This window comes from Thermogemmatispora carboxidivorans (assembly GCF_000702505.1).
GTDB classification, from domain to species: domain Bacteria; phylum Chloroflexota; class Ktedonobacteria; order Ktedonobacterales; family Ktedonobacteraceae; genus Thermogemmatispora; species Thermogemmatispora carboxidivorans.
Genome location: NZ_JNIM01000001.1, coordinates 2,282,186 through 2,293,730 on the forward strand (window position 1 = coordinate 2,282,186; position 11,545 = coordinate 2,293,730).

Annotated in this window: 6 protein-coding genes; 3 read left to right on the top strand and 3 right to left on the bottom strand. The window is 58.7% G+C overall.

Features of this window, described 5'->3' with window-relative positions; genetic code table 11:
* Positions 1 to 207 precede the first annotated feature (207 nt).
* Positions 208 to 438, bottom strand: coding sequence for a DUF3311 domain-containing protein (locus N688_RS08920; protein ID WP_202901876.1), 231 nt, complete (start codon positions 436 to 438; stop codon positions 208 to 210).
* 398 nt (positions 439 to 836) lie between these two features.
* Between N688_RS08920 and N688_RS08925 the strand changes: the two genes are divergently transcribed.
* From N688_RS08925 to N688_RS08935, 3 genes are all read left to right on the top strand, one after another.
* Entirely contained in the window at positions 837 to 2,429 is a 1,593-nt protein-coding gene (locus tag N688_RS08925) for a sodium:solute symporter family protein (RefSeq protein WP_420341015.1), read from the top strand.
* A 259-nt stretch (positions 2,430 to 2,688) separates the two neighbouring features.
* Positions 2,689 to 3,324: a DUF4388 domain-containing protein gene (locus tag N688_RS08930; protein WP_052888954.1), complete on the top strand. Its 636-nt coding sequence runs from the start codon at positions 2,689 to 2,691 to the stop codon at positions 3,322 to 3,324.
* A 5-nt stretch (positions 3,325 to 3,329) separates the two neighbouring features.
* On the top strand, positions 3,330 to 4,469 hold the full coding sequence (locus N688_RS08935; RefSeq protein WP_052888955.1) for a pentapeptide repeat-containing protein: 1,140 nt from the start codon (positions 3,330 to 3,332) through the stop codon (positions 4,467 to 4,469).
* 162 nt (positions 4,470 to 4,631) lie between these two features.
* Here N688_RS08935 and N688_RS08940 read toward each other — a convergent pair whose 3' ends face one another.
* Together N688_RS08940 and mads7 are read right to left on the bottom strand one after the other, a co-directional pair.
* Complete coding sequence (locus tag N688_RS08940; protein ID WP_052888956.1) at positions 4,632 to 9,782, bottom strand: ATP-binding protein; 5,151 nt, start codon at positions 9,780 to 9,782, stop codon at positions 4,632 to 4,634.
* 32 nt (positions 9,783 to 9,814) lie between these two features.
* Positions 9,815 to 11,527, bottom strand: a complete 1,713-nt coding sequence (gene mads7, locus N688_RS08945; RefSeq protein WP_052888957.1) for a methylation-associated defense system protein MAD7 — start codon at positions 11,525 to 11,527, stop codon at positions 9,815 to 9,817.
* Positions 11,528 to 11,545: the final 18 nt, after the last annotated feature.

The window sequence follows — 11,545 nt, forward strand, 5'->3', positions numbered from 1 at the left end:
GGCAGAGAGGACCTCGCCAGAGATGGCTCCCCAGAGACTTCGGAAGGCAAGCAGGCCGGAATAAGATGGAGAAGAGAGCACGGTCGGACCTCGAACGAGAGAGTAGCTGTCTACTCGCCAGCCAGGCACAAAGAAACCCTACCCAGACGAATCTCTGCAGGGCCTACGCCGTCCTGCCCGCTGCCTAAAGGTCTCTCACCTGCAAGATTACTCGGTCAACAAGGCCACCAGACCCACGATTGTGGCGGTGACAACAATCCAGAGCATCTGGAACCAGTAGAAGAAAGGTATGCCGAAGAGCGTTGGCTCCACCTGGTTGTAGAGGGCTGGACAGACGGCGGTGAGAAAGGGAATGAGCAAGAGCGCGAAAGGCCAGAGACGCCCCCGCCTTTGGAGCGATTCTTCAGGTAGCATCGTCGTCACACTCTCCCCGGTCATAATCGCCCTGCCTTGTGCAGGAATGAAGATTGCCTCTTTCCTCAAGGCTGGATCACTCAAGTCTAGTATAGGCTCGTGAGAGAGGCCCAAGCAGCTTTACTTTGACAGAATTAGGAAAGAAAGGCTATGATCCCCCGCCGTACTTTGATGTAGTGCTATACTGACACTTATCGAAGAGCGTACAACATGATAAAAACGAACCAGTCAGAGAGAGGATAGAACAGACTGAATTATCTGGATACATGGTACACAAGATACAGTTAAGGAAATGAAGCACTACAGTTGAGTAGCTCTTCGTGCAGGAGAATAGTAGGAGCGGGTCAGGCATCTTTGGCGGACACAGTGTTGTGATGTGATATTTTCCTGAAAGACACGTGCCATAGGAGAAGAGACATATGATTCAATGGGGAATGCTAGCGGCCTTCGTAGGCGTTTTCATGGTAATGACTATCATGGGCCTATTGGCCGCGCGCTGGCGGCCTGGCGATCTGAACAGGCTTCAGGAGTGGGCTCTGGCGGGAAGGCGCTTTGGACCAGTGGTGTCCTGGTTCCTCATTGGCGGTGATCTCTACACTGCCTACACGTTCATGGCGGTGCCAGCTCTGGTCTATGCCCAGGGGGCACAAGGCTTTTTTGCCTCACCCTATCTGACCCTGGCCTTTGTCTTTGCTCTGATCATGATGCCTCGCTTTTGGGTCATTGCGCGCCATCGCGGCTATGTTACTCAGGCCGATTTTGTGCGTGAGCGTTTTGGTAGCAGTACCCTGGCCCTGATCGTGGCGGTCACCGGCATCATGGCCACCATGCCCTATATCGCCATCCAGATCTACGGTATCCAGGTCTGTATTGCCCAGATGGGGATCAATGTCGAGCTGGCTCTCTTCATCGCTTTCCTGATCCTGGCTCTCTACACCTATGTTAGCGGCTTGCGGGGACCGGCCCTCATCGCTATCTTTAAGGACCTCTCTATCTGGCTGGTAGCCATTGCAAGCTTCGTCATCATCTCTCTCCGCCTGGGAGGCTTGCCACGTATTTTCGCCGCTGTCCCCGCTGACAAGCTAACACTCTCTCCTACACAGTATAGCACCTTTTCAACGCTCATTCTTGGCTCTGCAATGGCTCTCTTTCTTTATCCACACGCCTTTACCGCGATGTTGAGCGCGAATAGTCGCCGTACGTTGAAGCGGACCCTGCCGTTTCTGCTGGCCTACACCTTTCTGCAGTCGCTCATCGGCTTATTTGGCTTTATGGCTATTGCTGCTGGTATCAAGCCCTCACCTCTCTACAAGACCAATAGTGCTCTGCCAGCGCTTTTCGCCAGCATGCTGCCGCCGTGGCTGGCCGGTTTCGCCTTTGCGGCCATCTCCATTGGCGCCCTGGTTCCTGCTGGTGTCATGTCGATTGCGGCGGCCAACCTCTTTACTCGCAACATTTATCGTGAATATTTCCATCCTAACTGTACAGAGCGTGAGGAATCGGCGGTAGCCAAGACGGCCTCTCTCGTCATTAAGTTTGGGGCTTTGCTCTTTATCCTCTTCTTCCCAACGGATTTCGCCATTAATCTGCAGCTGTTTGCCAACGTCTGGATCATTCAAATCCTGCCTGCGGTGCTTCTGGGCCTCTATACGCGCTGGTTCCACCACTTAGCCCTGATCTGTGGCTGGGCTGGGGGTATGGTCCTTGGCACCTGGATGGTCCTTACCCAGAACTTTGGGACGGTCTACTCCCTGGCCCTGGGAGGCCTCTCGTTCCATGTCTACGCTGCCTTCGCCGGGCTAGTGCTCAATCTGGTCCTGTGTTGTGCTCTGACGCCCCTCTTTGACCTGCTCGGTCTGCCACGTGGGCAGGATAACACCAGTCCGACTGACTACGCAATCCGCCCAGTAACCGGTTTCTCAGAGGAGCGACTCCTGCAGCAAGCGAGCCAGCTCCGTCAAACCTCTCCTGCCGGAGCGTTTCCTTTACAGGACGAGCGGGTGGCCAATCGCTAGAACCCCTTGTGATTGGCTGGCTAGCGCAAGGGCTAGCGAAGGAGCGACGCAGAGAAAGCAGGCTCCAGGTCAGAAAGGAGCATGTTGCGTCGGCAGAATGGAGTTGCTTGAGCAAAGGCATCGCTTTCCCTTTCTTCTCGATTCTTCTGGATGGTCTGGTTGTGCTACGAGGGTGCTATCCAGGCTCGTACGTCCTTTGGCAAGGATGTCTTGAGCTGGGGTGTGACGGTTATGGCTGGTTTCTCTGGGGAGCAGGCTTATGTCAGAGCAGGAAGGCGTGACGGATCACCTGGTCACCATTATTCAGCTGATCCAGCTCGCGCGTGGCAGCGGCACGCTTACGACCTGGCGGGGGACTGGCGACCTCTTTGAGGAAGGGGTGATCACCTTTGTGAAAGGTCAGGTCACCCAGGCCAGTGCTGGTCGCCGCAAGGATCATGCCGCGCTCAATTGGCTGAGTACCTGGGGGAGGTGTCGCTATAGTTTTACTCCCGCGATGCTTGATGAGGCAACAAAGCAGTTACTGGCCTGGCTGGCTGCTGGCATTACACAGCCGCCGCGCCCAGCGACGCCAGCGCCCTCGTCAGGGCCGCCTTCTGTCGCGGCTCGTGGCTCCCAGTCGGGGGCGGGTGTGGTTGGGCAAGGGCAGCAGGGCGCTCGTTCCTCGGATGCTTCCTACTACGCGGTGCCTTATCCCGTGCTGCCCTTCCAGCAAGCCCTGCTTCTGATCGAGCAGTATCATCTCTCACGCGCCCATCGTCAGCTCTTTTTGCTGATTGATGGCCGACGCCGGCTGCTCGATCTGGCTCAGCTGATGGGCAAGGAGCCGCAGGTGGTGGGCCAGCTACTGAGTGATCTGGAGCAACGTGGCATCATTCAGAGGAAAGGATTGTAGGTTGTATGCTTGAGGTTGAGCCGCAGTTAGGGGGACTCGGACGAGAAGAGGCCCTGGTGGAGATCGTCCAGGCCTACCGGCAGGAGCGTGTTCCTATGCTTGATGGTGCCGATCTGAGTCGGCTTGATTTGCAGAAAGTAGATCTCAGTGGCGGCAATCTGCGCGGGGCCAATCTCTCGGAGGCCAATTTAAGTGGGGCCTATCTCTGTGGGGCCTATCTACGTAAAGCTGATCTCAGTCATGCTAATCTCAGTCGGGCCAACCTGAGTAAGGCCTTTCTGATCGGGGTCAATCTGATTGGGGCGAATCTCCTGGGGGCCTCGCTGCGTGAGGCTGACCTGCGCTCGACGGATCTGGGAGGAGTGGATCTACGGGGGGCCGATCTTCATGGGGCGATGTTGGTTGAGGCTGGCCTCATTGGGGTCGATCTGCGGCGCTGTGATTTAAGCCAGGCTCGCCTGAGTCTGGCCAATCTGAGTCGTGCCAATCTCTCTGGAGCCGATCTGAGTGGGGCCGATCTGAGTGGCGCAATTCTGGATGAGGCCGATCTGAGTCGAGCTGATCTGAGTGGGGCCAATCTGGTCGGTGCTCATCTGCGCGAGGCTAACCTGAGTGGGGCTAATCTCAGCGGGGCGCGTCTCAATCTGGCTGTCCTGAGCAAGGCGAACTTGAACGGGGTCTATGCTTGTGGTGCCTCGCTCTATGGCGCCAATCTGGTTGATGCGGCCCTGCATGAGGCCAATCTCCGAGGGGCGAGCCTGAATCGCGCCTATCTGTTCCAGGCGGTGCTCAGAAGGGCCGATCTGAGCAAGGTCGACTGCGCCAGGGCCAATCTCTCGCGTGCTGATCTGGGTGGCTGTGATCTCAGCCGGGCCTCATTGGTAGAGGCACTGCTCAAAGGCGCCGACCTCTCCGAGGCCTATCTGTACGCTACCGATTGTCGCGGCGCCAATTTGCAGCAGGCGCGTCTGACCGGGGCAGTGCTGACCAATAGTCTCTTTGTGCGTGCTGATTTACAGCAGATCCAGGCGGAACCTGAGCAGTTCAACGGCCTTGATCGCAGCGCGCTGGAGGAGATTGTGATCGATCCCTATACCGGCTGGCGTCTGGGGATCGGCTCCAACGTGGTGCGTCGGCCTCTGTGAACGGAGACCTTGACGGATATGCTCCACGGCTGCTGGGGAGGGAGCAGGCAGCAGGCGGACCCTGCTGGTAGCTGGTGAGCAGCTCTTGTACGACTACTTTTCTGCTGCTACAGGGCCCGCCTGTCCGTTGTTCCTCCCGCGCTTGATGCGGGAGCTTCTTTGTCAGGAGCCAGCTCCCATGCGCACAATCAGGGCCTGCCGCATTTCGGGTGTCTGAACGTAGGCAGTGCCGATGCTCAGTTGCTCAATCTGTTCTGCGACCTGGTTGACCTGGCCAGCGCGGATAAAGCCCGCGGCTTTCCGCGCTTCGGGATGGTTCAGGCGAAAGATGATGCGTGTGCCGGCGTTGTTGAGAATCTCGGGGTGAAAATCGCCCAGGCCCTGGCTGGCGACGATCACTGAGATGCCGAACTTGCGTCCCTCTTTCATGAGCTTGGGCAGGGTCTTGTCCTTGGCCAGGCGATGGGCCTCGTCCAGGACGATGGCCAGGCGCAGCCGCTCGGCAGGACCCCAGTGGAACATGTCTTTATAGATCTTGTGCAGGAGGAAGGCGCCGGCGCTGAGCTGCAGCAGCTCCGCGTAGAGCTGATGCAGGTCGATGACCAGCCCATGCCCGATCAGCGAGGAGAGATTGACGGGGGACTCTGCGGGTTGGAAGAGGTCCATTTCCAGTAATGGCCGGCAGCGTGCGGTCACGTGGCCCACCCGGCGCCGCTGCTCCAGTCGCCCAATACGATGGAAGACCTCGTGAAGCGATGGATAAGTCAACGCACTGCGCTCTTCTGCACTCAGTTCGTCCTCAAAGCCGTGGAGCCGGTAGGCGTCACGGATAGCTGTGTAGACGACATCACGTTGCATCTCTCCAAGCCCGGCGACCTGAGCGAAGATCTCAGAAATTGCCAGGGCGTTGTATCGCCAGGCTGGCCCGGAGACGCTGCATTCAAAGGGGCTGAAGGGCAGGCCCTTCGCCGCGTCGAGGACCTGCGGCTGAACGCTTTGGAAGTAGCGCCCCTGGGGATCGGCAAACTGGCCGTGGAAGTCCAGCACCAGGGCCGGGACGCCTTGCTGACTGAGTGCACTCAGTAGGTGCTCAATTGTCCATGATTTCCCCTGTCCGGGAATACCCAGGATGAAGAGGTGCGGGCTACCCTGAATGCCCGGCTTCCAGTAAACCGGGCCACTGGTGGCCTGCCCCAGCTGAATGCGTGCGGACATAGAGACAGGCCCGGTTGGCATCTGGCCCTCTTCCTGGCCGGTGCGAATGAGCAGCGTGCGCTCTGCTTCTGCCCGCCCGATTTTCTCTAATTGCCGCTCAAGCCTGGGTGGAAGAGCAGGCTCAGCGGCTGGCCGGCCCGCTGGTTCTGCGGTGAATGCCTCTCCTTCTCCTAAAGGTGTGGCCGCTGACAGCTGCTCTTCAGATTCGGCGAAAGGCGTCTGTTGCCCCCGTTCTGCCTGCTCCTCGGAGACCAGGGCCTCTTCCTGGAGATTGAGGGCTGGCTCCTGTAGAAGTTCGGGCAGGTTCTGGAAGTCGCTGGCAGTCAGCAGGCGGATGCGCGCGCCTTCGACGATCAGTGGTTTACGTGGCTCACTCTCAAGGCTGACGATATAGCCCTCATAGCTGGGACGGAAGTCCAGCTCTTCTTTTTCAAAGCGGGCCAGGTTTTCCAGGAAAGTGCCTTCGGCCTCGGGATTGAAAAGCTGGTAGCGACGGGCGCGCTCGAAGTAGAAGCGCAGGACATTGGCCAGATAGGCGCGTTGCAGAGCGCCATCGAGCTGCCGACGATCGAAGAAGCGCTGGCGCATCGTCTCGGCGGTCGTTTGCATCTGCAGGGCCATATCGGCAGCCAGGCGCTCAAGGGGTGCGGTGCCGCGGCGCCACTTGACCTCGATAAAGGTCGTCTCGACGATGTTCCGCTTCAGGGTGATGAGGGCCAGATCGCAGCGGCGCTCGCTCTGGACGGGCTGCTCTGTACTGTTCGGGTAGAAGATGCGCGGGTAGAGGTCGACGGGTAGCAGGACAGCCTGCTTGAGGCGGCCCTGACGTTGGAGCCAGGCTGTGACCACGCCGAGGCCCACGGCGGCGGCGGTGCTGGTTGGGGACTCCAGCGCTTCCAATGCCAGGCGTCCCGAGATGATTTTCAAGTAGTGCAGCAGATGGCTGACACTCTCCTCGATCTGCGAGAAACCCAACTCGTCCATAGCTCGGGCAAGCATCGAGCTGATTTCCTGATGCCAGGAGGTGGTCACCATCATACGGTGGCCCAGCCCTTCGGTGAACTCAGGCGAATAGTCCAGCACATACTTACGGGCTATGTCCTCCAGTCCGGGCAAGTGGGGCGAGTCGTAGTAGTCCAGCGTAAAGAAGCGGTCCAAAGTAATAACCCAGTTCGTTCTTTGATGCAGCTTCTCCAGCAGGGCGCGGCGCTCGTCTGTGAGCGCGACCTCCAGAGTGGGCTGAGTTTCCGCCCTACCGCTAAGTAAGTAGCCACCGGCTTTCAGAAGCGCTGTGTGCAGATTGACCAGTGTCTCGCTATAGCGTGGTCCCTCGGGATGCGGAAGGGGCCTGCCGCCGAAGGTGTTGACCTGGTAGTGCCAGAGCAAGGTACCGTTCTCCTGGCTGAACTGGGAGATAAAGCGCGCGAGCAGACCATAGAGGGAGAAGCTGCTAACTGTGCTGCTCGGCGAGGACGCGCCCGGCGTCGATGTTGCAACGACGCGCGGACGCATCAGGTCGCTGACGATGGCCAGGTGAGCCTCGGGTGGCTCTTGCTTTCCTTCCTGCAACAGGCGCAGCGGGCGGGCGGTGGTTGAGATGGCCGGCAGGAAATGGTCCGTCTGGTAGCCTGCGTTTCGGAAGAGCCAGTTGCCATGCTGTTGCAGCGTTTGGGTCAGAGTCTGCAAGGTGCCACTCTGCCAGCTTTCGCTGTATGAAGTGATCTGGAGCAGGGGCAGGGTGCCGACTGGTAGCTCTGTCTCCTCCGCTTCATTTTGCGAGGGGGCCAGACCCTTCAGGGCCTCGCCCAGCAGGGCGCCGCGGTCCGGGTTCACCAGCGTTAAGACCAGCGGATTGGCATAGGGATGGAGGGTCTGAAAGAGCTTGAGATGCTCGCCAAGCCGCTCAGGGCGAATATCGCCCGGGACGGCCTGATCCGGGCTGGCCTTGAGCACGGTGGCGACGTCGGTGTAGCGCCGATGCGGATCAGGGGCATCGGCGGGAAGTGCCACTCCGTGGAAGAAGAGCAGATTCTGGAAGAAAATGAAGACCGTCGATGTGGCAGCGTGGTAGGCAAAGGGAGGAACGTTGGCCGGGACGAGCAGGCGCAGTGCTTCCAGATCGACTTTCTGTTTACGCTGACTCTCCTGTTGTTCCAGCAGCTCCTCCTCCCAGGAGGAAAGCAGCCGGGTATAGCCGGCGAACCAGGCGGCGCGCAGCGGGTGGGTTGGCAGGATGACCAGGGCCTCTTCGGCCTGCCGCTGATGCAGAAAGCGGATGAGCAGGCTGTCAATCGAAAGAGCCTGTTTGATTTCGCTCTCATCAGCCGCGCGTGCTCGCAGGTCCTGGAGCAAGTCGTGGTAAGCCTGAGCATAGCGGACAGCGGCATCGGCCAGCTCAGGGCTGCTGCTCCAATCGGCCACCTCGATGAGGTCGCGTCCCTCAGACTGGCGCAGGCGTCGGAAGAACAGCTCGCGCTGGCGCCAGAAATGTTGCCAGCTCTCGCTTTCGCCTGGGGCGAGCTGAAACGTTTGAATAGCTTCCCCATCGACGGGCTGCAGATCATCAACTTCCAGAAGGAAACAGCCACCCTGAGCCGGCTCCTTCAGAACGCGCTGCTCCAGCTGCTGCAGCGTCTCGCTCAACGTCAGCGTCAGTCGGTGCTTGCCATTGAGCAGCAGGCTGAAATAGGCGCGCTCCTTCTGCCATTGGGGCAGGCTTTCCTCCAGGATTGTCTCGCGGACCTTGCTACCGACTTTGAGCCGTCCGAAGGCCAGGGTCGGAACTATTTGGCGCTTTTCGCGGGGAGTCTGCTCAGGAGGCAGGTGGGCTGGATCGAGGGTCAGGTAGAACGCCAGGCTATCTTCGTAATAGAGCTGCTTCTCTCCATCGTTGTCCTTCACCATCTCATTGCCATCAGGCCCCAGGGGGGCGATGCGCACGCAGAGCAGGTAATCGGGCAGCTCCTCACTATCGAGTCCCAGCTTCTCTAGCTTGATCGTGACCTTGCGTCGCCCAGGGGTGAAGTCCTGCTCCCACAGGCTTTCGCGGAAACCTGGCTCGCTGCCATCGGGCACGATGGCCACGCGCCAGCCGCCGAGGTTGCGCGGCTTATCGGGTTTGCATTTCCAGCGTACCACCACATCGCCGTTGCTCCCGTAGTAAGCGTAGAGGGCGCCACCGATGCCGTCTGGCTGAGCCAGGTGGCAGAAGTGTTCAACTGCTCCTTTGGCATTGACGAAAGATTCGATCTCAAATTTATGCAGGTCGCTCTTTTCATGCTGGATGAATTCCCAACGATCAAGCGTCAGCTCTTTCTCTACCAGAGCGCATGACCAGTTATGCACATCGCTGAGGGCTTTGCCCTGGAGGAAGCGCAGCAGCTCTGTGGCGGTTGTGCTCTCAACCTTCAGCTCTTGCACGCGCTCGACCAAGGTGGCATCGAACTTCTTGGGACGGGCTAACAACGTTGTCAGGCGCCGATTGGCTTCCAGAAAATTGACGAAATCGGGGCGTGCATCGCTGATGAGGCCGACGCGCCAGAGTTCCAGACCAATCGTCTCCGCTGTGCCATCCTGTACATGGGCATAGACGGCGGTAACGAAGTCCAGACGTCGCTCGTAGCTTAAGCCAGGCCAGCGGCGCAGGTGGCTAAAAACTGCCTGCACCTGGGCGGCGGCCTCGGGAGAGCGCTCCTGGAGTCGGCGCCGTAGCTGCTGGAGGGCAGCCTCATAGAGCGCCCGTCCATCGATGGGAGCGAAGGCATTGGCCAGCGAGCTGGCGGTGGCGTCTACACTGCCAGCAGGAATGAAGAGGCAGAAGCGTCCAATTTTGCGGTTGCGTAGCTCAATCGCGCGGTCAGGCGTGATAAAGAGCGAGTCGTCGGCGCCAGGCTGGTGCTCAGTAGCCAGGATATGGAACATGGTTCCCTGCTTTGCCTGCTCGCTTGTGCGTAGCCGTTGGCAAAGGGGCAGCGCATCGTCCAGTTCCAGAAAATCAATACGAGCACAATGGCCGGCGCCTGTCCCCCTGATTTCTTTTAACAGCGCCTCGGCCAGTAGCTCGATCTTCAGCTCACTCTGTGGAGAAGAGATGACCATAGCTAGACCCTTTCCAGGCTCAATGCTTCTTCTTAGTAGTAGCTGGTTGGCGCGGATGTGGCCGCATAGGGTGGATGCAGACGCTGGACCGTGAAGTCGTCGGAGAGGTCGCGGAAGATACCCATCTGGCGCAGGCGGCGCAGCATGGCCCGTAGATTCTCCTGGGCCGCAGCAGTATACTCGGCGCCCACAAAAGGAGCGGGCGGACGGTCAACCAGCAGCCCAAAGCGCTCGTCGAGGAAGCGCAGGAAGTCCTGCAGGCGGATGGGCATGGGACCATGATTGCTCTGGTCTCCATTCAGGCCATTCTCGCTGCCACTCAGACGGGCAGCGGCAAGCTGCACCAGAACCGCCAACAGATCGTTGGTCGGAGCATATTGCCAGGATGGGCGATATTTGAGCTGCCCGCGAAGCAGCCCCTCAGCGCGCGTCAGTCCTCCGGTGCTCCAGTACCACTTAACAAACTGTTGGGTGGCATCGCGCTGGCCTTCTTTCAGCAGGATGACCAGACCATCTAAATCGCTCTCAGCGCTGTCGAGCAGCTCATCCAGGTATTTTATTGCTAGTTTGCTTTCTGGGTCTTCTGGATCTTTATTCTCTTCAAAGATCTTGTCAGTATCATCACGGGCCTGGGCCTGAATATCGGCGCAGATACTGGATTGGTCGCGTAGCATCAGTAAACGCTGCAGGTAAAGAGGGCCTGCGGTTGCGCCTCCAAGGAGGCTTTCTATGACAGCTCGACGGCGACTGTTCCGTCTGAGTTGCTCCACATAGCTTTGCAGCTGGCGCAGCAGCAGATTCGCCGAGAGAAAGCTCTGGTAGGCTTCGATATCGCGACGTACACAGGCATGGGCCATCTCCTGGCTGGGGCCAGGCTGGCCGGTGAAGTCCACATAGAGAGCTGGAGGCGATGGGGCCGGAGGCTCGCCCATCGCGGGGGGCAAGCTCTCTGGCTGCGCGACCAATGCATTCACTGCGTAGACGACCTTCAGGGTGTAGATAAACAGCTCGAAATTGATCAAGGTCAAGAGATGATGAATAAAAGCCGGCATAGGCATTGCCCTGTGGTAAGCCGACATATATTGCACAAGGTCAGCCGCTAGCTCGTAGGTCAGTCCGGGGCAGGCTCCGGGATGGGCATCTTTTTCACGACTCAAGCCTGGTCGGGCGCTCTCAAAGCCATCGAGAAAGGCTAGCGAGAGGCGCGTCAGCGTATCTACCTCAGTAATGCCATCGTATTCCCCGCCCAGGTCGCCCGCCTTGCCGAGTTTAACACCGCGACCGAAAATCTCTTTGAGAAGCTGGCGCAGGGCCTGATCGCCTTTCAGGTAGCCGCGCAGGATCTGATAGAGAAAGGTATCGACGTTGCGCAGGCGGCTGCCCTCTTTGGGGAAGCCGGGCTTGTAACAGAGGAGGCTGTGCGGTATGACAGAAGTAATCTGCTCCTCTTTATGACCACGGCCAACGCGCCCAACGGTGATCAGGGCAGTGCGTACCAGACGTTCCAGCAGACGTCGTTCTTGAAGAGTGGTGAAACCCTCAAGTGCGGGATGCTGGCTAAGCTTATTAATATAGACATCGATGGTCCGAGGGTCGTTTGGTATGCGAGCACGTCCCCGGCCCTCGGCCAGAATAGTAAAGAAGAGGATAGGCAGCAACAGCTCGATATCGAAATCATTCAGCTCAATGGGTAGTACCAGAGAAAAGCGGACTCCGCGTAGTTCCTTCGGCAACTTGACCTTCACGATGGCCCTCCTTCCAGC

What these genes read in the sequence shown, in the direction of transcription:
- N688_RS08940 (WP_052888956.1), bottom strand. Translation starts at nt 9,782, where the DNA reads ATGGTCATCTCTTCTCCACAGAGTGAGCTGAAGATCGAGCTACTGGCC.
- N688_RS08920 (WP_202901876.1), bottom strand. Translation starts at nt 438, where the DNA reads ATGACCGGGGAGAGTGTGACGACGATGCTACCTGAAGAATCGCTCCAA.
- N688_RS08930 (WP_052888954.1), top strand. Translation starts at nt 2,689, where the DNA reads ATGTCAGAGCAGGAAGGCGTGACGGATCACCTGGTCACCATTATTCAG.
- N688_RS08935 (WP_052888955.1), top strand. Translation starts at nt 3,330, where the DNA reads ATGCTTGAGGTTGAGCCGCAGTTAGGGGGACTCGGACGAGAAGAGGCC.